Here is a 19,733-nt window from a genome sequence, read left to right on the forward strand (position 1 = left end):
GCGGGACGCGGGGTGTGGCACCCCGATCCGCGGCGTTGTCGTCGGTTGTCAACGCTCCGCGTTGCCGCCCTCCTCCGCCTTGCGTCTCGCCGCACCACACCCCGCTCACCCGCACCAAGAGGTGGCCGCCACCCGAGCGCGACCTGATCCGCCGGACAGGCCCTAGGGACCACTAGGGCTCACCCCAGGTGTGACGTTTTTCGGAGCCGCGACGCAGTAAGAAATGAGCCGACTGGTCATCGGCCCGCGCACGAGCCGGGGGTTCCCCCCGTACCTTCGGCTCCGTGCCATCGGCGTGGGCGGGATACGTTCCCCCGATCCCGCCCACGCCGCATTTCCCCGATCCGGGCCGCCCCGCACCGCCCCGGGGGCCCCGGCACCCCCCGGCACCCCTCACTTGTAGATGACGACCTTGTCGCCCTTCCGCACCTGTGCGAACAGGCTCGCGATCTTCTTCTCGTCGCGCACGTTCACACAGCCGTGCGAACCACCCGCGTAACCCCTGGCCGCGAAGTCCGCCGAGTAGTGCACCGCCTGGCCGCCGCTGAAGAACAGCGCGTACGGCATGGGCGTGTCATAGAGGGTCGAGACGTGGTGCCGGGACTTCCAGTACACCGTGAAGGTGCCCTCGCGCGTCGGCGTGTACTGCGAGCCCAAGCGCACGTCCATCGTCGACACCGCCTTGCCGTCGACCATCCACGTCAGCGTCCGGCTGCTCTTGGCCAGACACAGCACCCGGCCCGTCAGACACCGCTTGTCCGGTGCGGCGGGCGGAATCCCGCCATTCGCGTACAGCTCGTTCCGCGTCGGCTCGCGCGTCATCGCCACCAGCCGCTGCCAGGTGATGGTGTCCGTCCCGCCGGTGCGGGGCAGCCCGCGCTTGCCCTGGAACCCCTTGACCGCACCGGCGGTGGCCGCGTCGTACGTACCCGAGGGGCTCTCGGAGTACCAGGCGATCTGCCGGAGCCTGGCCTGTAGCTCCCGCACCTGGCCCCCGCGCTCACCCTCCCGCATGAGGGTCCTGGGCGCGGGCGCGGCGGGAGCGACCGGCGCCGCGGAGGCGCGCGGCTTCCCGTCCACGCCCCTCGGCCCCTGCCCGCCCCGCGGTCCGCCGCCCTCCGTGTCGACCGCCACCGGCTTGCACCCCGCGACCAGCGCGAGCACCACCACGGCCCCCACCGGCATCGTGCCCCGGCCCATCACGCCCCCACGTGCTCCTGGACAAACTCCCGGACAACACCGACAACACTCCTGAGAGTGTTTCCCGGTTTGCCGTGCGTGACGCGTCCCGCCGGGAAGCGCAAGCTGGAGGCATGACACACGAGTCGGAGTCCGGTCTGCCCATCGAGCCCGTGTACGGCCCCGAGGCCCTGGAGGGCTGGGACCCCGGGCAGAAGCTCGGTGCCCCCGGCGCGTACCCCTACACGCGCGGTGTCTACCCGACGATGTACACCGGCCGCTCCTGGACGATGCGCCAGTACGCGGGCTTCGGCACCGCCGCCGAGTCCAACGCCCGCTACCGGCAGCTCATCGAGCACGGCACGACCGGCCTGTCCGTCGCCTTCGACCTGCCGACCCAGATGGGCCACGACTCCGACGCGCCCCTCGCGCACGGCGAGGTCGGCAAGGTCGGGGTCGCGATCGACTCCGTCGAGGACATGCGGGTGCTGTTCGACGGCATCCCGCTGGACAAGGTCTCGACGTCGATGACGATCAACTCGCCCGCCGCACTGCTGCTCCTCATGTACCAACTGGTCGCCGAGGAACAGGGAATCGACGCGAGCCGCCTCACCGGGACGATCCAGAACGACGTGCTCAAGGAGTACATCGCGCGCGGCACGTACATCTTCCCGCCCCAGCCCTCGCTGCGCCTGATCGCCGACATCTTCCAGTACTGCAAGGCCGAGATCCCGAAGTGGAACACCATCTCCATCTCCGGCTACCACATGGCGGAGGCGGGCGCCTCGCCCGCGCAGGAGATCGCCTTCACCCTCGCCGACGGCATCGAGTACGTCCGCACGGCGGTCGCGGCGGGCATGGACGTGGACGACTTCGCGCCGCGCCTGTCCTTCTTCTTCGTGGCGCGTACGACGATCCTGGAGGAGGTCGCCAAGTTCCGTGCGGCCAGGCGCATCTGGGCCCGCGTCATGCGGGAGGAGTTCGGCGCGCGGAACCCGAAGTCGCTGATGCTCCGCTTCCACACGCAGACCGCGGGCGTCCAGCTGACCGCCCAGCAGCCCGAGGTGAACCTGGTCAGGGTCGCCGTCCAGGGCCTCGGCGCGGTCCTCGGGGGCACCCAGTCGCTGCACACCAACTCCTTCGACGAGGCGATCGCGCTCCCCACCGACAAGTCGGCCCGCCTCGCCCTGCGCACCCAGCAGGTCCTCGCGTACGAGACGGACGTGACCGCCACGGTCGACCCCTTCGCCGGGTCGTACGTCGTGGAGAGCATGACGGACGACGTGGAGGCGGCGGCGCTGCGGCTGATGGAGCGCGTCGAGGACCTGGGCGGCGCGGTGCACGCCATCGAGCAGGGCTTCCAGAAGGGCGAGATCGAGCGCAACGCCTACCGCATCGCGCGGGAGACGGACAGCGGCGAGCGCGTCGTCGTCGGCGTCAACCGCTTCCGGCTCGACGAGGAGGAGCCGTACGAACCGCTGCGCGTGGACCCCGCCATCGAGGCCGGGCAGGCCGCCCGCCTCGCCCGCCTGCGCGCGGACCGCGACCAGGGCGCGGTGGACGCCGCCCTCGCCGCGCTGAAGGAGGCGGCGAAGGGCGACGTGAACGTCCTCTTTCCGATGAAGGACGCCCTGCGGGCCCGGGCGACCGTGGGCGAGGTGTGCGGGGCGCTGCGGGAGGTGTGGGGGTCGTACGTGCCGGTCGACGCGTTCTGAACACCCCGATTCCCTAGTGGTGCCAGGCCGTGCCGCCCACGTTGTGGATCATCCGCTGGAGGACCTTCAGCGCGCGGACGTACTCCTCGTCGCTGATGCCCTCGTGGATCTGCGCCCGGAGCCGCTGCTGGCGCCCGGCCACGTGGTCGCGGAGGGTGCGGCCCTCGTCGGTGAGGGCGATGCGGCCCTCGGCGCGCTCGGTGACCAGGCCGCGGTCGCGCAGGGCGCCGATGTTGTGGAGCAGGGCGCCCTCGCCGACCTCCAGATAGCCCTTGAGGACTTCCACGACCTCCTTGAGCGGGCGGCCGTCGGGGTGGTCCAGGAGCTGGTTGAGGACCCACCACTGGGGCTGGGTGAGTCCGAGTTCGGCGAGGGTGGTGCGGATGTGGTTGACGACGGCCGCGCCGGCGGCCGAACTCCAGTAGCCGACGGGCTGGTTGACGAGGTCCTGGTCACTGTGCGAGTACGCGAATGTGGTCATGCGCTCGAACCTAGAACCTCAACTCCGCTTGCGGTCAAGCCGTCTCATCTGAGGTCGAGCCGCGGCCGGGAGAGCCCCGTGCGGATCAACGGCGTCAGCCACCCCTCCACGTACCGGTTCAGGAGCCACGCCAGGGCCAGCATCGCCGCGACGGTCAGAACCAAGGTCGCGTACGAGGGAAGCCCGAGGCCCTGGTGCAGTGCCCGCACAAAGACCCAGCCCAGGTGCTCGTGCACCAGGTAGAAGGGGTACGTGAGGGCGCCCGCGACCGTCAGCCAGCGCCAGTTCATCCACTCCAGATGGCCGAGCGCGATCAGCAGCACCGCCGCGAAGCCCGCCGTGACGACCGCGATGATCACGAGCGAGGAGCGGTCCGAGAAGGAGGCCGGGTCCGGCGCGTGCCACAGCTGGGCCACCGCGTAGTGCTGGCCGATCAGCCAGCTCACGCCCACGATGCCCCACGCGGTGAGGTCGCGGCGGTCGCGGTGGACGAGGTAGACGCCGATGCCGCCGATGAAGTACGGGGCGTACTGCGGCATGAGGACCAGGTCGAGGAGCGGCGTGTCCGCGGCCTCCGAGACCGCGGCTGCCAGGGTCCACACCGCGCAGAACAGCACCACACGCGCGCGGGTCGCACCCGGCAGCACGACGCAGAGGGCGAAGAGCGCGTAGAAGCGCAGCTCGGCCCAGAGGGTCCAGCACACGCCGAGCACCCGGTCGGCGCCCAGCGGCTGCTGGAGCATGGTGAGGTTCACCAGCGCGTCGCTGGGCGAGACCGCCTCGTACGCGACGAAGGGCAGTGCGAAGACCGCCGTCACCAGGAGGACCGCCGCCCAGTAGGAGGGCAGCAGGCGGGAGGCGCGGGAGGCGAAGAAGGAGCGCGGCGGCCTGCCCCAGCCGCTCATGCAGATGACGAAGCCGCTGATCACGAAGAAGATCTGGACGCCGAGACAGCCGTAGGCGAACCACTCGTGGGCGGTGGGGAACTGGAGCGCGGGCGAGTTGCCCCAGGCCTCGGATATCTCGCCGTCACGGCCTCCGTAGTGGTAGGCGGCGACCATGAGCGCGGCGACCAGGCGCAGCCCGTCCAGGGCGCGCAGCCTGGGCCTCGCGCGCGGGGAGGCGCGCGAGGTGGCACCCCCCGCGCCCCGCTTCGTGGCCGTGTGTGTGGCCGTGTTCGTGTTCGTGCGCGCGGAGGTGCCCGCTCCCGGAGAGGGCTTCGGGAGCGTCGTGCCGGGAGGGATCATCCGAGCGCGGTCCGCTTGATCGTCCGCTGCACGGAACGGGCCCGGCGTGCGACGCGGCGCACCGCCGCGTTGCGCGGGATGAACGCCAGCTGCGAGGGCAGCGCCCCGGGCAGGGCGAGCGCGGTGAGGCGGCGCCGCTTGAAGTAGCGCCAGGTGCGGGGCCCGATGTTCCGCGCGAGATAGCGCTCGGCGTCGGGGCGCAGGCCGGGGTAGATCTGCGGCTGCATCGCGAAGCCGACGGCCTTGAGGAGCTGCGTCAGCTCGCCGGTGCCGAGGGCCGCCCGCCGCTCGGCGACCGCCGCGGCGTCGGTCAGCTCGGGCAGCAGCGCGTCGACGATGGTGACGGGGACGCGGTTGCTGTTCTGGTAGGGCGCGAGGCGCTCCAGGAGGAGGTCCGTGCCGGTGCGGGCGACGGGCAGGTCGTAGAGGGCGGACGCCGTGAGCAGTGCCGTGGAGAAGCAGCCGATCACGAGCGCGGGGCGCGTCCGCTGGTAGAGCACCTCGGCGAGTACGGGGGAGTCGAGCACCGTCAGCTCGACGCCGATCGCCCGCGCCTCCTTCTCCAGGGTGCGCGACCAGCGGGCGGGGGCGGTGGGGTGCGGCTTGAACACCACCTGGGTGTGGCCGAGTTCGGCGGCGCCGCGCACCATGCGGATGTGCAGCTCCTCCTCTTCCTCGGGGGTGAGGATGTTCAGGGCGGAGAGGTACTGGCCGAGGACGAGGGCGGGCGCGTCGAGGGCGCTCAGGTCGTCCGGCACCTGGGTCTCGTCGTCCGCGAGTTCGGCGAGCACCTTCACGAACGTGTCGGTCGGCACGATCTCCGGCTCGACCCCGAACTCGGTGAGCAGCAGCGGGGTGAGGCCCGGCACCAGGTCCAGGTGGAGCAGGCGGCGCACGCGGGTGCCGACCAGGGGGTCGAGCTTGTTGCGGGTGGGGCCGTAGCTCATCAGGCCGTCGGCGTAGACGTCCACGGGGGCGCCGGTGAAGATCTGCGTGAGCGCGAGCGCCGGGTTGACCTGGATCGACTCGACGGCCAGCTCCACCCGGTCGTCACCGAGGTCCCAGAGCATCCGCACGTACCGCTCCCACAGCACGACGTCGTCGCCGCGCGGGGCCCAGCCGCCCGGGTGGAAGGGGGCGATGGCCTCGTTCCAGGAACGTACGTCGTCGAACCGCTCGCGCAGCCGTGCGAAGCCGGGCATCGCGTCGAGCGGTGTCGTGGTCTCCGGGGTGGCCGCGTTGTTGCTGACCAGCAGGATGCGGCGGTCGGCGGGGCCGAAGCGGTCGGCGTCCAGGGCGGCGGCGAGCGTCGCCGCCCCGTACAGCGTGGAGGCGAGGAAGACCTGCGTCGTGCGCCGGGCCGTACGGGGGAGCGTCTGCGAGCTTTCCATCACGCGGCCACCTCCGCCGACACGGGCCTGCGCCGCAGCCTGCGCAGCCGGGTGGCCCGCTGGAGGTCCATGGAGTCGAGGGCCTCGTCCAGCACGCCCTGCGGCATCCGCTTCAGCGCGGCCGCACTCATTGACTTCAATTTGCGCGCCACGGATGGCTCGAACCTTTCGATGGAACCCAAATGGTGGGAGATGATCGCGCAATAAGTGCGCACGGCCTTCGGCAGGAGTTTTTCGGCGTCCCGGTCCGCCGCGGTTTCCCGTACCACCTGGTCGAATGCCTTGATGAAATCGAGCTGGCGGACGTCGCCGATCTGGGTGAGCGACGAGGCGACCCCGCGCCGGTAGAACACCCCGAGCAGCCCGACCGCGGCGAAGGATTCCGCCTCCCGGTGCAGCCGCCAGATCCACGGACGGTCCTCCGCGGTGCGCAGGCCGTCGGTGAAGTGCAGCAGGCCGGCGTCGGCGAGCCGGCGGTGGTAGATGCCCGCCCAGGCGTACGCGTAGTCGACGGAGGTCGACCGGTCGGCGGGGAGTATCACCTCGCGCGGGTTCATCACGACGCCGCGCCTGCCGTGCGGGACCCGGTGGACCGTACGGGCCCGCGCGGTGCACTGCACATGGTCGGTGCGGACGAAGTCGCAGCCCAACTCCTCGATGGAGGCGAGCAGTTGTTCGAAGTAGCCGGGCGCGAGCCAGTCGTCACCGTCCAGGAAGGTGAGGTACTCGCCACGCGCCGCGTCGAGGCCCGTGTTGCGGGCGGTCGCGAGCCCGCCGTTCTTCTCGTGTCTGAGGTGGACGGCGCCGGGCAGCTCGCGCGCCGCCCGCTCCAGGATGTCCGGAGTCTCGTCGCGCGAACAGTCGTCGACGAGAATAAATTCGAAGTCGTCGCGCGCGTTGGCACGCAGACTCCTCAGGGTGTCGGGCGCGTATTGCTGCACGTTGTAGAACGGCACGATGACGGAGAGCTTAACCACGAGGGTGACGTTAGGTGTCGGCCCGTCATTCGTCTCGACCCGCAGGGGGATGCGAGGTGAACGACGCGTGGCGGAATGGTTAACCGGGCCGCCGGACGGGCATTTCCCGGGCCGATTAGCCATTCGTCGGCGTGCTGTTAACCGTTTGTTGCACCTGAGTTGGGCCGCGAATCGAAATGGCTTCCTAGCGTCTGGGACGTGCCAGCAAGTAACCGAAACCCGCTCCGGGTGGCCGTGCTCGCCGATTCCGATACGCGATGGAAATGGGGCGCTCTCACCGCGAACCGCATCGCAACGGACAGTCGGCCCGAGTCCGACGGCCACCGACTCAGCGGGTACCTGCTCCGCGGCCGGGCCACCCCGACGCCCCGGCAGCTCGAAGAGGTGGGGGTGCGCGCGGACAGCCTGCGCGAGGTCACCGCCGTCGAGTTCCTGCGCGAGATGGAGCGGGAAGCGCCCGACGTGATCGTGCTCGCCCTGGTGGGCGGCGCGGTCCAGGCGGTGCTGCACGGACTCGCCCGCGTCACCGAGGACGCCCGCCTCACCGGCACCGCGAGGAAGCGGCCCGTCGTCGTCACCGGCTATGTCGGCGTCGTCTACGAGAAGCTCGCCGACGGCCTCCTCCTGCGGCACGGCGCCGATGTCGTCCTCGCCAACTCCCGCCAGGACGCGGAACGTTTCCGCGCGGTGTACGAGGGAGTGGGCGCCGACGCCTCGGCGGTCACGGAGGCCGCCCTGCCCTTCCTCGGCGGCGCGCCCTACGCCGGACACGACCCGTACACGGTCGTCTTCGCCGCCCAGCCCTCCGTACCGGAGAGCGCCGCGCACCGCGCCTACCTGCTGCGCCGCCTCGCCGACCACGCCCGCCTGCACCCCGACCGCGAGGTCCTGCTCAAACTGCGCAGCAAGCCCGGCGAGCACACCACGCACATCGAGGAGCTGCCCTACCAGAAGCTGGCGCAGCGCCTGGAGGGCGGTCTGCCCGCCAACTGCCGCCTCGTCTACGGGCACATGGGCGAGGTCCTCGACCGCACCGACCTGCTCGTCACCATCAGCTCCACCGCCGCCCTGGAATCCCTGCACCGGCGCATCCCCACCGCGGTCCTCACCGACCTCGGGGTGCGCGAGGCGCTCGGCAACCACCACTTCACCGGCTCCGGCTGCCTCGCCTCCTTCGACCAGCTGGACGCGGGCCACCTGCCCGTGCCCGACGAGCGGTGGCTGGCCCGGCAGGGCGTCGCCGCCGACGGGGCGTACGAACGGGCCTTCGACGAGGCGCGCGAGAAGGTCACCGGCCTCCTCGCCGACGCCGCGGCCGGCCGCATCCCGCCCCTGAAGCCGTACTACAGCCTCACCACCGCCCGCGGCTATCTGCCCGGCATCCTCAGCCGCCACCACCTCGCCCCCGACGGCTCCCCGCTGCCGGGCGCCCCCTCCGCGGACCGGGACCCGGGCCCCGTACGCCAGATCGTGCGCCGCGCGGCCCGCGGGGCCTACCGCCACGGGGTGCAGCGCGTGGCCCCCGTCATCCGGCGGATGGGCGAGCTGTGAACTCCCGCGACCTTTCACCCTCAGGAGCCCCCATGTCACACCCCGGCCCAGCGAGTACGCCGGTGCGCCGCGTCCTGGCCGTCATCCCCGCCCGCGGCGGCTCCAAGGGTGTGCCCGCCAAGAACCTCGCCCCGGTCGGCGGCGTGCCGCTGGTGGCCCGCGCCATCCGCGAATGCGTGGCCGCCCGGCTCGTCACGGACGTCGTCGTCTCCACGGACGACCACGTGATCGCCGAGGCCGCCCGCACCGCCGGCGCCGAGGTGGTGCTGCGCCCCGCCGCGATCGCCGGGGACACCGCGACCAGCGAGGCCGCCGTCCTGCACGCGATGGACGCCCACGAGGCGCTGCACGGCTCCCGCGTCGACGTCGTCCTGCTCGTGCAGTGCACCAGCCCCTTCCTCACCCGCGAGGACATCGACGGGGTGGCCGCGGCCGTCGTCGAGAACGGCGCGGACACGGCCGTCACCGTCGCCCCCTTCCACGGCTTCATCTGGCGCGACGCGGCCGACGACGCGGCCGGCTCCACCGGCTCCACGACCGCCGCCGACGTCACCACGCGGCGCGCCGACACCGCGGGCGGCACGGCGACCCTCGCCAACTCCACCCGCACCCGCGGCGGTTACGGCGTCAACCACGACAAGTCCTTCCGCCCGCGCCGCCAGGACCGCCCCCAGGACCTCCTGGAGACCGGCGCCGCCTACGCCATGGACGCGGCGGGCTTCCGCACCGAGAAGCACCGCTTCTTCGGCCACACCGAGCCGGTCCGCACCGACCCGGCGCGCGTCCTTGAGGTCGACGACCCGCACGACCTCGCCCGCGCCCGCGCGCTCGCCCCCCTCTTCGACGCGGCCCGTCCCGAGGACGGTCCCGCGCTCCCCACCGCCGCCGACATCGACGCGGTGGTCCTCGACTTCGACGGCACCCAGACCGACGACAGGGTGCTGATCGACTCCGAGGGACGGGAGTTCGTCTCCGTGCACCGCGGGGACGGACTCGGCATCGCGGCCCTGCGCAGAAGCGGCCTGCACATGCTGATCCTGTCCACGGAGCAGAACCCGGTCGTCGCCGCGCGCGCCAGGAAGCTGAAGCTCCCGGTCCTGCACGGCATCGACCGGAAAGACCTCGCACTGAAGCAGTGGTGCGAGGAACAGGGCATCGCGCCCGAGCGCGTGCTCTACGTCGGCAACGACGTCAACGACCTCCCGTGCTTCGCCCTCGTGGGCTGGCCCGTGGCGGTCGGCAGCGCCCACGACGTCGTACGCGGCGCGGCCCGCGCGGTCACCACCCTCCCCGGCGGTGAAGGCGCGATCCGAGAGATCGCCAGCTGGATCCTCGGCCCCTCTCTCGACTCCCTCCACAGTTAAGGAAAGTTCCTGCCATGAGCTCCACCACCCCCGTCACCTCCATCGGCGCCAACTCCCGGCTGCGTCAGTTCGGTTCGAAGACGGCGGGCCCCGGTCAGCCCGTCTACATCACCGGTGAGATCGGCATCAACCACAACGGTGACCTGGAGAACGCGTTCAAGCTGATCGACGTGGCCGCCGACGCCGGCTGCGACGCGGTGAAGTTCCAGAAGCGCACCCCGGAGATCTGCACCCCGCGCGACCAGTGGGACATCGAGCGCGACACCCCCTGGGGCCGGATGACGTACATCGACTACCGCCACCGCGTGGAGTTCGGCGAGGCCGAGTACCAGGCCATCAGCGAGCACTGCGCCAAGCGCGGCATCGACTGGTTCGCCTCCCCGTGGGACACCGAGGCCGTCGCCTTCCTGGAGAAGTTCGACCTGCCCGCCCACAAGGTCGCCTCCGCCTCCCTCACCGACGACGAGCTGCTGCGCGCCCTGCGCGCCACCGGCCGCACGGTCATCCTCTCCACGGGCATGTCGACGCCGAAGCAGATCCGCCACGCCGTCGAGGTCCTCGGCTCCGACAACATCCTCATGTGCCACGCCACGTCGACGTACCCGGCGCAGGCCGAGGAGCTGAACCTGCGCGTGATCAACACCCTCCAGCAGGAGTACCCGAACGTCCCGATCGGCTACTCCGGCCACGAGACGGGCCTCCAGACGACGCTGGCCGCCGTCGCCCTCGGCGCCACCTTCGTCGAGCGGCACATCACCCTCGACCGAGCCATGTGGGGCTCCGACCAGGCCGCCTCCGTCGAGCCGCAGGGCCTGACCCGCCTGGTCCGCGACATCCGCACCATCGAGGCCTCCCTCGGCGACGGCGTCAAGAAGGTCTACGAGTCGGAGCTCGGCCCGATGAAGAAGCTGCGCCGCGTCGCGGGCGTCGTGGCGGAGTCGGAGACCGCCGGCGCCGAGCCGGTCGCGGTCTGAGCGCCCACCGGTCACCGGATACGGACGAGACGACGATGAGCCCCCGAGCCGCCGGCACCACCGGCGCCACCGCCCCCTCCACGCTCGCCTTCGTGGAGAGCCCTGTTCAGCTGCTGAACGTACTGGAGTGGGCGCACGCGGCGGCCGCGACCGGCCCGGCCGGGGGCCTCACCGTCGTCGTCCTCTCGCCCAACGACCCCATGACCCGGGGCCAGTTGCGGCGCATGGCGCAGCTCGTCCGCGACGAGGGCGTCGAGGTCCGCTGGGAGGAGGCGCGCGGCGGCGCGAGCGCCCCCTTCCAGACGGTCGGCGGTCTCGCGGGCGCGCTGCGCAAGGCGGACCGGGTCGTCATAGGCGACCCGTTCTCCCGCTACGTACAGCTCCTGCTGACCATCACCCGCGCCCGCTCGCTCGTGGTGGTGGATGACGGCACGGCGACCATGGAGTTCATCTCCCAGCTCGCCCGGGGTGAGCGGCTCGTGCGCTGGCACCGCAAGGGCGGCCGCCCCGGCCCCCGCGACCTGCTCTTCGCCCCGGTCTCGGCCGCGGCCCGGCGCCGCCTGACGCCCGGCGGGGCGCGGACGGTGGAGGTCTTCTCCTCCATGCCGATCGACCAGGCGCCGCCCGGCGTGGGCATCACCGTCAACGCCTTCGCCTGGACCAGGGAGCGCTTCGGCCCGCCCCGCATCACACGCGGCGCCGACCTGGTGGGCACGTCCCTCGTCGAGACGGGCGTGGTGGACCCCGACCGCTACCTGGAAGCGGTCCGCGCCCTCTGCCTGGCCCACGGCGCGACGCGCTACTTCGCGCACCGCCGCGAGAGCTCCGAGAAGCTGCACCGCCTCGCGGTGGAGACGGGCCTGCAGGTGGTGCGCCCCGACCTCCCCCTGGAGCTGATCGCCCGCCGCGGCCCCATCGGCCGTACGATCCTCAGCTTCCCCTCCACCGTCGTCCACACCCTCCCCCTGGCGCTGGCGGGCACGGACGTGAAGGTGGCGGTCTGCGACATCGACCCGGCCTGGCTCACGGAGAACGCCTCGCCGCGCGCGCAGGGGTTCCTGTCCGGGGTGACGGGGACGGCCAGGGACGTGACCCGGCTGACGTCGGTGCAGCACGCGGCACCGGCGTGACGGCAGCGGCGTAACGGCACCGGCGGATCGGCACCGGGTCGACGGCCACGGGGCGCCGGTTACGGGGTGAAGCGCCGGACGTACCGCCGCTGCCAGGGCGTCTCCACCGCGTGCCGGTCGTAGTGCGCCCGTACGAAGGCGACGGCCTCCCCGGCGGGCACCCCGTCCAGGACGGCGATACAGGCGAGGGCGGTCCCGGTCCGCCCCCGCCCGCCCCCGCAGGCCACCTCGACACGCTCCCCGGCGGCCCGCTCCCACGCCTCGCGCAGCACCTCCCGGGCCAGCGCGCGATCACCCGGCAGCCGGAAGTCGGGCCAGGCCAACCACTTCGCCTCCCAGGGGACTTCGGGCGGCCGCTTGCCGAGGAGGTAGACGCCGAGATCGGGCACATCGCCGTCGGGAAGCGGGCGCCGGAGCCCCCGCCCCCGGACGAGCCGTCCGGAGGGCAACCGCAGGACTCCGGCGCCGCCGGCCTTCCACGTATCCGTCTTCGCGCTACCGGTCATGCCCGCAGACTAGGCGCCACCACCGCCTCGGGCAGCGCACTTCGCCTCGTCCGCAGCCCGAAGGCGCTGATCACCGCGGCCAGCAGGGCGGCGGCCAGCGGGACCCACAGGGCCGCGCGGTAGCCGTCGAGCATGGCCGCCGGTGAACCGGACGCCGTGGCCGCGACGTTGACCGCCGTGACCGCCGAGAGGCCGAGCGCCGCGCCGAACTGGAAGGACGTGTAGAGCAGCGCCCCGGCCAGACCCTGCTCCTCCTCGGCGACGCCCTCGGTGGCGACGATGGTGAGCGGCCCGTACGCCAGCGAGAACGCGAGGCCGACGACGACCAGGCTCGGGAGCATCATCGCGTACGTCCAGTCGGCGGCGACCGGCAGGAACAAGGCGTAGGCGAGCGCGGCCAGCAGCAGCCCGCCGAAGATCACCCGCGCGTTGCCGAAGCGGTTCACCAGCCTGGGGGTGAGGAGGGGGGAGAGGAGCGCGTCGATGCCCATGATCAGCATCGCGAAGCTGGTCTGGAGCGTCGACCACTCCCGCAGCTCCTGGAGGTAGAGCACCACCAGGAACTGGAAGCCGAAGAAGCCCGCGGCGAAGAGCAGCCCGGCGAGGTTGGCGCGGACCAGACTCCCGGCGCGCAGGATGCCGAGCCGCACCAGCGGGGCCGCCGAGCGCCGCTCCACCGCGACGAACGCGGCGAGCATGACCAGACCGGCGCCGACCGTGGCCGCGGTCCAGGCGGCGGAGGTGTGCGTGGCGCGCTCCACGCCGAGGACGAGCAGCACGATGGCGGAGGTGATGGTCACGCCGCCCGCCAGGTCGAACCCCTGCCCGGCCACCCGCTCCGGACGCGCCGACTTCGGCACGAAGGCGAGGGCCGCGACGAGGATCAGGGCGGAGAGCACGACCGGCGCGAAGAACACCCAGCGCCAGCCGACCGAGGTCAGCAGCCCGCCCACGACGAGCCCGACCGAGAAGCCGCCGGCGGCGGTACCGGAGTAGAAGAGCAGGGCCTTGTTGCGCTGCGGTCCCTCCGCGAACCCGGTGGTGATGATCGAGAGCCCCGCGGGCGTCATGAACGCGGCGGCGACCCCGGTGACGAAGCGGGCCACGATCAGCGTCCACCCCTCGGTGGCGAACCCGCCGAGCCCGGAGAAGACGAGGAAGACGGAGAGCCAGAACACGAACATCCGGCGGCGCCCGAAGAGGTCGGCGGCGCGCCCGCCGAGCAGCATGAAGCCGCCGTATCCGAGGACGTACGCGCTCATCACCCACTGCAAGGAGCCGGTGGAGAGGCCCAGGTCGGCGCGGATGGAGGGCAGGGCGACGTTGAGCATGGCGACGTCGATGCCCTCCAGGAAGATCGCCCCGCACAGGACGAGGAGGACGCCCCACTGGCGGCGGGTCCAGCCGGTGTCCGGCAGTTCTTCGGTGGGTCTCTGGGCTGTGGCACTCATGACGTCCCAACTCTCCTGTTACGGGCACCTGTTGTTGTCTGCTCAATCACCCTCGGTCAGGCGGGGGAGAGGAACAACGCCGAAGATCGCAACGTTCGTTCAAGCAGGCTGAACGATCCGACGACCTGGGGGCCCGATGCCGATCGAGCGCGACGAACTGGAGTGCTTCCTGCTGCTCGCCGACGAGCTGCACTTCGGCCGCACGGCCGAGCGGATGCGGCTGTCCAAGGCGCGGGTGAGCCAGCTCGTCCAGCGGCTCGAACGGCGCGTGGGGGCGCCGCTGTTCACCCGTACGAGCCGCCGCGTCGCCCTCACCTCGATCGGCAGGCAGCTGCGCGCCGACCTCGCGCCCCACCACCGCGGGATGGAGGAGGCCCTGGAGCGCGCGGCGGCCACCGCGCGCGGCATCGACTCCGTGCTGCACGTCGGCTTCTCCAACCCGCTCACCGGCGAGATCGTGATGAAGGCGACGGAGGTGCTGCGGGTGAGCCACCCCGGCCTCGCCGTGGAGGTCTGCGAGGTGCCGCTCGGCGATCCGTACGGGCAGCTGCGCAGGGGCGAGTTCGATGTGCAGCTCACCGAGCTGCCGGTCCGGGAGGAGGACCTGGGCGGCGGCCCGCCGCTGCTCGCCGAGGACCGCGTCCTCGCCCTGCCCGCCGGCCATCCGCTGGCCGCGCGGGACACGGTGACCCTTGAGGACCTGGCCGCCGTCCCCCTCCTCACCCTCGCGGGCGAGGTCCCCGACTACTGGCTCGAACACCACGTCCCCGCCCGCACCCCGAGCGGCCGCCCCATCGAGCGCGGCCCCGGCGTGATCAACATGCAGGAGGGCCTGATCCTGGTAGCGGCGGGCAGAGGCGCACTACTGGCCCCCGCGCACACGGCGACGTACTACTCCCGCCCCGGCATCACCTACGTCCCCTTCGCGGACGCGGAACCGACCGGTTACGGCCTGGTATGGCGCCTCGGCCACGACACGGGCGCGGTGGCGGCATTCGCGAGAACAGCACGGGAGGTCGTGACGACGTGACGCCCTGGCGGGGTGCGAGGGGTCGCCACGGCCTGAGGGCGGCGCGGGAGGACGCCCCGGCGTGAAGGGTCGCAGGGACCGTCACCGCCCGACGGGCGAGGGCGCCTGGTACGGGTGGAGGAGTGGGGCCTCCCCCGGTCGGCGGAGCGCGGCAGCGCCACTCGCGCCCCCGCGACGACGCGCCCCCCGCCGCCCCCGCGACACCATCACCCCATGCTGAAAATCACCGCGCTGCCCGACGTGCCCCGCTGGGCCGCCCTCGCCGCCCACGCCGTGCCGTGGCTCACGCTGCCCTCCGGGCTCTGGCGCATCGCCCTGGTGGCGGGGCTGCCCGTGGCCGCGCAGGAGCAGAGTGGTACCGGCGAGGCCGTGTATGTCGTGGCACTCAGCGTCATATCGGAGCTGCTCGCGTGGCTCACGCTCGGTCTGGTGCGCGAATGGGGTGAGACCGTGCCCGCGTGGGTACCCGTGCTCGGCGGGCGGCAGGTGCGACCGCTCGCGGCCGTGGTCCCGGCCCTGCTCGGCGCCACCGGGCTCTTCGGGCTCATGGGCTGGGCCTTCTACGCCCAGATCGCCGGATTGGGGAGCGAAGCGGGTGTGACGGACAGTACAGCGCAAAGCGCGCTGCTCGTGCTTTGCTATATACCGCTGATCGCTTGGCCGCCCCTGCTGACAGCGGTCGCCCTCGCCTACTACAGGCGTCGGACGACTTACGCATCCCCCGTGGCGGCGTGAAAGTTTACCCACCCCGATCAGCGGCCATGCGCCACGAGGCCACTATTTCTTCCCCTATCGGGCTGAACTTTTGTTGATCGTGGGTTAGTTGGCCGTTGCATCGCCCTACCCTTCAAAGGGTGAACCAACTGATGTCCTGTGCGACCGAAGAGGTGTCCGACGGCTTGTCCGCAACGGAAAGCGCACTCGCGCAGCCGCTCCCCGGCGCGCTGCCCGAAGCGCTGCGTGCCGAACTCGTCGCCTTCCGCCGCGACGTGCACATGCACCCGGAGCTAGGCAACCAGGAGTTCCGCACCACCGCGGCCCTCAAGACCCGCCTTGAGGAGGCCGGCCTCGCACCCCGGGTGCTCACGGCCGGCACCGGCCTCGTCTGCGACGTGGGCCAGTGGGACGGGTCGCGGCCCATGCTCGCCCTGCGGGCCGACATCGACGCGCTGCCCATCCCCGACACCAAGCTCGTGCCCTACCGCTCCACGGTGCCCGACCGCGCCCACGCCTGCGGCCACGACGTGCACACCACCGTCGTCCTCGGCGCCGGCCTGGTCCTCGCGGAGCTGGCGCGCGAGGGGCGGCTGCCCTTTCCGGTGCGGCTGATCTTCCAGCCCGCCGAGGAGGTCCTGCCGGGCGGCGCCGCCGACGCGATCAAGGACGGCGTCCTCGACGGCGTCGGCAAGATCATCGCCGTGCACTGCGACCCCCGCGTCGACGCCGGACGCATCGGCCTGCGGCACGGCCCCATCACCTCCGCCTGCGACCGCCTAGAGGTCTCGCTCGACGGCCCCGGCGGCCACACCGCGCGGCCGCACCTCACCACGGACCTCGTCACCGCCGTCGCCAAGGTCGCCACCGAGGTCCCGGCCGTCGTCGCCCGCCGCGCCGACGCCCGCTCGGGCCTCTCGGTGACCTGGGGCCGCATCGAGGCCGGACACGCGCCGAACGTCATCCCGCAGCACGCCGAGCTGTCCGGCACCGTGCGCTGCCTCGACCTCACGGCCTGGCGCGAGGCGCCCGAGCTCGTGCACGGCGCGATCCAGGAGATCGCCGACCTCTACCGCGCCAAGTCCGAGGTCAACTACGTCCGGGGCGTCCCGCCCGTCGTCAACGACCCCGGCGTCGCCGACCTGCTGCGCGACGCCATGGCCGAGCGGCGCGGCCCGCTCGCCATCGAGGACACCGAACAGAGCCTGGGCGGCGAGGACTTCTCCTGGTACCTGGAGCACGTGCCCGGCGCCATGGCCCGGCTCGGCGTGCGCAGGCCCGGCGAGCGCACCGTCCGCGACCTCCACCAGGGTGACTTCGACGCGGACGAGTCGGCCATCGCGGTCGGCGTCGAACTCTTCACCGCAGCTGCCCTGTTGGACGCCGCGCGCACGACGGAGTAACCCCACCGGGGCGTAACCGACGCGCGGCACGAATAGGTAACGGCCGCGCGGAAAACCGTTCCCCTCCCTTTCTACGCGCGTTACTGTGCGCCGAAATCAGCGCCGTCAACGGTGCGTTGGGGAACGTGAGGAGTACGTCCTATGCGTCGTGTATCAAGACTTTCCCAAGTGGCCGTGGCGGTGGCGTCGCTCGCCCTCGCCGCTTCGGCGTGCGGCAAGACCAGCAGCGAGGCCTCGCAGGAGGACGGCGGCAAGGAGAAGGACTCCGGGACGTCGTCCTCGTACAAGGGCAAGGGCATCGGTCTCGCCTACGACATCGGCGGGCAGGGCGACCAGTCCTTCAACGACGCCGCCTACGCGGGCTATGCCAAGGCCCGCAAGGAGTTCAAGATCGGCGGCGTGGACATGGAGCCGGGCGACGGCGAGTCCAGCGCCGACAAGGTCCAGCGCCTCGAACAGCTCGCCAAGCAGGGCTACAACCCCGTCATCGGCGTCGGTTTCGTCTACGCGCCCGCCGTGGAGGCGGCCGCGAAGAAGTTCCCGAAGACCACCTTCGGGATCATCGACGACAACACGGTGAAGGCCGACAACGTCGCCGATCTCGTCTTCCACGAGGAACAGGGCTCCTATCTGGCGGGGGTGGCCGCCGCGAAGGCGAGCAAGGCCAAGCACGTCGGATTCGTGGGCGGTGTGGACATTCCGCTGATCCACAAATTCGAGGCCGGATTCGTGCAGGGCGTGAAGTCCGTCGATCCCAAGATCGAAATTGAGAAGCGGTATCTGACGGAGAAGCCCGAGGAGGGCGGATTCTCCAGCCCCGACAAGGGCCAGAACGCGGCGAGCGGCCAGATCGAGGCCGGCGCGGACGTGATCTACCACGCGGCGGGCCTCTCCGGGCAGGGCGTCATCCAGGAGACCGGCTCGCAGAAGAAGTGGGCGATCGGCGTCGACTCCGACCAGTACAAGCAGAAGGCCCTCGCCAAGTACAAGGAGTACATCCTCGGCTCGGCCTTCAAGGACGTCGGCGGCGCGGTGTACGACCTGACGAAGTCGGTCGTCGAGGGCAAGCCGCTCAAGGGCGAGCAGCGCTACGACCTGAAGTCCGGCCGGGTCGGCTTCTCCGACTCCAACCCTGAGTACACGGCGATGAAGGACGTCGTCGCCGCCGTGGAGAAGGCGGAGAAGGACATCATCAGCGGCAAGGTGAAGGTCAAGACCGCGCCATAGAGCGGCGTTCGTCGCGGCGTTCGGGTGGCGTGCTGTGGCCGATCGGACGTTGTACGTAGCACCCCCGCGCCCGCCTCACGCCGTTTTACGTAGTACGTGCTGCGGCTACTGGGCGCCCCTGCCAAGGGGGCGCCCACCGTCCGTTCGCCCCCCGGACGCCTCGTGGCCACAGCTCGATAACGGACCGGACAGAAGGGTTCTTATGTCAGGTCTACGCGCGTTACGCTGCGGCGAAATCAGCGCCGGGGTATGGCGCGTACGTGCTTGTGCTTGCTTGTACTAAGGAGTTCGTCTCTATGCGCCGGGTGTCTCGAATAGCTGTCGCGGGCGCCGCGACCGCAGCCCTCGCCGTCTCCGTCTCCGCCTGTGGTGGCACGTCCAGCGACGCCGCCGCGAGCAAGGACGACAAGAACAAGGGCGTCGCCATCGCCTACGACGTCGGCGGCGCCGGCGACCAGTCCTTCAACGACGCCGCGACCGAGGGCATGAAGAAGGCCGCCAAGGAGTTCAAGACCGGCGAGAAGGCCGTCGAGCCGGTCGACGGCGAGTCGGACGCCGACAAGACCCAGCGCCTGACGCAGCTCGCCAAGCAGGGCTACAACCCGGTCATCGGTGTCGGCTACGCCTACGCCCCGGCGATCAAGGAGGTCTCGGCGAAGTTCCCGAAGGTCACCTTCGGCATCGTCGACGACGAGACCGTCAAGGCCGACAACGTCTCCGACCTGGTCTTCAGCGAGCAGGAGGCGTCCTACCTCGCGGGCGTCGCCGCCGCCAAGACCACCAAGTCCAAGACCGTCGGCTTCGTCGGCGGCGTGGACGTCCCCCTCATCCACAAGTTCGAGGCGGGCTACGCGCAGGGCGTCAAGGACACCGACCCCAAGGTCAAGGTCGTCAAGCAGTACCTGACGGAGAAGGCCGAGGACGGCGGCTTCACCAGCCCCGACAAGGGCAAGACCGCCGCCCAGGGCCAGATCGAGAAGGGCGCCGACGTGGTCTACCACGCCGCCGGCCTCTCCGGTCAGGGCGTCATCGAGGCCGCCGCCGCCAAGAAGATCTGGGCGATCGGCGTCGACTCCGACCAGTACAAGCAGGACGCGCTCGCGAAGTACAAGAAGTACATCCTGACCTCGGCGACCAAGGACGTCGCGGCCTCGGTGTACAACCTCGCGAAGGCCGTCGAGGACGGCACCGCCAAGGGCGGCGTCGTCCGCGCCGACCTCAAGTCGGGTGGTGTCGCGCTCGCCGAGTCCAACCCCGACTTCATGAAGATGAAGGACGTCCAGGCCGCGCTGGAGAAGGCGGAGGCCGGCATCAAGAGCGGCAAGATCAAGGTCAAGACCACGCCGTAGTGCGGCGGTTGACCTGACGCCTGCTGTAACGGCAGCGTGATGCT

17 protein-coding genes are annotated in these 19,733 nt (G+C 71.4%); 10 read left to right on the plus strand and 7 right to left on the minus strand.

The window, feature by feature from the left end:
• Window positions 1-393: 393 nt before the first annotated feature.
• Window positions 394-1,200 (minus strand): L,D-transpeptidase family protein, encoded by an 807-nt coding sequence (locus DMA15_RS22940; protein WP_125517949.1) that lies wholly within the window; start codon window positions 1,198-1,200, stop codon window positions 394-396.
• 113 nt (window positions 1,201-1,313) lie between these two features.
• Here DMA15_RS22940 and DMA15_RS22945 point away from each other — a divergent pair, with 113 nt between their 5' ends.
• On the plus strand, window positions 1,314-2,894 hold the full coding sequence (locus DMA15_RS22945) for a methylmalonyl-CoA mutase family protein (protein ID WP_125514630.1): 1,581 nt from the start codon (window positions 1,314-1,316) through the stop codon (window positions 2,892-2,894).
• Between the two features lie 13 nt (window positions 2,895-2,907).
• Here the strand turns inward: DMA15_RS22945 and DMA15_RS22950 are convergent, their stop codons facing one another.
• Genes DMA15_RS22950 through DMA15_RS22965 form a run of 4 tightly spaced genes read right to left on the minus strand, consistent with a single transcriptional unit; the run spans window position 2,908 to window position 6,990 of the window.
• Window positions 2,908-3,375 carry a MarR family winged helix-turn-helix transcriptional regulator gene (locus DMA15_RS22950; RefSeq protein ID WP_125514631.1) on the minus strand — a complete coding sequence of 156 codons (468 nt, stop codon included), beginning with the start codon at window positions 3,373-3,375 and terminating at the stop codon, window positions 2,908-2,910.
• Window positions 3,376-3,419: 44 nt separating this feature from the next.
• Complete coding sequence (locus tag DMA15_RS22955; protein ID WP_125514632.1) at window positions 3,420-4,622, minus strand: acyltransferase; 1,203 nt, start codon at window positions 4,620-4,622, stop codon at window positions 3,420-3,422.
• Window positions 4,619-6,013, minus strand: coding sequence for a polysialyltransferase family glycosyltransferase (locus DMA15_RS22960; protein WP_125514633.1), 1,395 nt, complete (start codon window positions 6,011-6,013; stop codon window positions 4,619-4,621). The genes DMA15_RS22955 and DMA15_RS22960 overlap by 4 nt, the downstream gene beginning before the upstream one ends.
• Window positions 6,013-6,990, minus strand: a complete 978-nt coding sequence (locus DMA15_RS22965) for a glycosyltransferase family 2 protein (protein WP_125514634.1) — start codon at window positions 6,988-6,990, stop codon at window positions 6,013-6,015. The genes DMA15_RS22960 and DMA15_RS22965 overlap by 1 nt, the downstream gene beginning before the upstream one ends.
• A 198-nt stretch (window positions 6,991-7,188) precedes the next feature.
• Between DMA15_RS22965 and DMA15_RS22970 the strand changes: the two genes are divergently transcribed.
• From DMA15_RS22970 to DMA15_RS22985, 4 genes are read left to right on the plus strand one after another with little or no spacing between them, the layout of a single operon-like run.
• The gene (locus tag DMA15_RS22970) at window positions 7,189-8,541 is read left to right on the plus strand and encodes a DUF6716 putative glycosyltransferase (protein WP_125514635.1); all 1,353 of its coding nucleotides are present in this window, start codon (window positions 7,189-7,191) and stop codon (window positions 8,539-8,541) included.
• A 32-nt stretch (window positions 8,542-8,573) separates the two neighbouring features.
• Entirely contained in the window at window positions 8,574-9,905 is a 1,332-nt protein-coding gene (locus DMA15_RS22975) for an N-acylneuraminate cytidylyltransferase (protein ID WP_125514636.1), read from the plus strand.
• 14 nt (window positions 9,906-9,919) lie between these two features.
• Window positions 9,920-10,879, plus strand: coding sequence for an N-acetylneuraminate synthase family protein (locus DMA15_RS22980; protein ID WP_206302804.1), 960 nt, complete (start codon window positions 9,920-9,922; stop codon window positions 10,877-10,879).
• A gap of 35 nt (window positions 10,880-10,914) precedes the next feature.
• A complete protein-coding gene (locus DMA15_RS22985) occupies window positions 10,915-12,009 on the plus strand; it encodes a hypothetical protein (RefSeq protein WP_125514637.1) in 1,095 nt (364 codons plus the stop codon).
• A gap of 59 nt (window positions 12,010-12,068) precedes the next feature.
• On the opposite strand, the gene DMA15_RS22990 is transcribed toward DMA15_RS22985, so the two are convergent.
• Both DMA15_RS22990 and DMA15_RS22995 read right to left on the minus strand, forming a co-directional pair.
• A complete protein-coding gene (locus DMA15_RS22990) occupies window positions 12,069-12,515 on the minus strand; it encodes a protein phosphatase (protein WP_125514638.1) in 447 nt (148 codons plus the stop codon).
• Complete coding sequence (locus DMA15_RS22995; RefSeq protein WP_125514639.1) at window positions 12,512-13,966, minus strand: MFS transporter; 1,455 nt, start codon at window positions 13,964-13,966, stop codon at window positions 12,512-12,514. The genes DMA15_RS22990 and DMA15_RS22995 overlap by 4 nt, the downstream gene beginning before the upstream one ends.
• A gap of 136 nt (window positions 13,967-14,102) precedes the next feature.
• On the opposite strand from DMA15_RS22995, the gene DMA15_RS23000 reads away from it, so the two are divergent.
• From DMA15_RS23000 to DMA15_RS23020, 5 genes are all read left to right on the plus strand, one after another.
• Complete coding sequence (locus DMA15_RS23000) at window positions 14,103-14,996, plus strand: LysR family transcriptional regulator (protein WP_240659898.1); 894 nt, start codon at window positions 14,103-14,105, stop codon at window positions 14,994-14,996.
• 213 nt (window positions 14,997-15,209) lie between these two features.
• Window positions 15,210-15,731, plus strand: coding sequence for a hypothetical protein (locus tag DMA15_RS23005; protein WP_125514640.1), 522 nt, complete (start codon window positions 15,210-15,212; stop codon window positions 15,729-15,731).
• 131 nt (window positions 15,732-15,862) lie between these two features.
• The gene (locus tag DMA15_RS23010) at window positions 15,863-17,113 is read left to right on the plus strand and encodes a M20 family metallopeptidase (RefSeq protein WP_125517952.1); all 1,251 of its coding nucleotides are present in this window, start codon (window positions 15,863-15,865) and stop codon (window positions 17,111-17,113) included.
• 141 nt (window positions 17,114-17,254) lie between these two features.
• The gene (locus tag DMA15_RS23015) at window positions 17,255-18,340 is read left to right on the plus strand and encodes a BMP family ABC transporter substrate-binding protein (protein ID WP_125514641.1); all 1,086 of its coding nucleotides are present in this window, start codon (window positions 17,255-17,257) and stop codon (window positions 18,338-18,340) included.
• 296 nt (window positions 18,341-18,636) lie between these two features.
• Window positions 18,637-19,689, plus strand: a complete 1,053-nt coding sequence (locus tag DMA15_RS23020) for a BMP family ABC transporter substrate-binding protein (RefSeq protein ID WP_125514642.1) — start codon at window positions 18,637-18,639, stop codon at window positions 19,687-19,689.
• Window positions 19,690-19,733: the final 44 nt, after the last annotated feature.

The organism is Streptomyces sp. WAC 01529, from assembly GCF_003945545.1.
GTDB lineage: Bacteria > Actinomycetota > Actinomycetes > Streptomycetales > Streptomycetaceae > Streptomyces > Streptomyces anatolicus.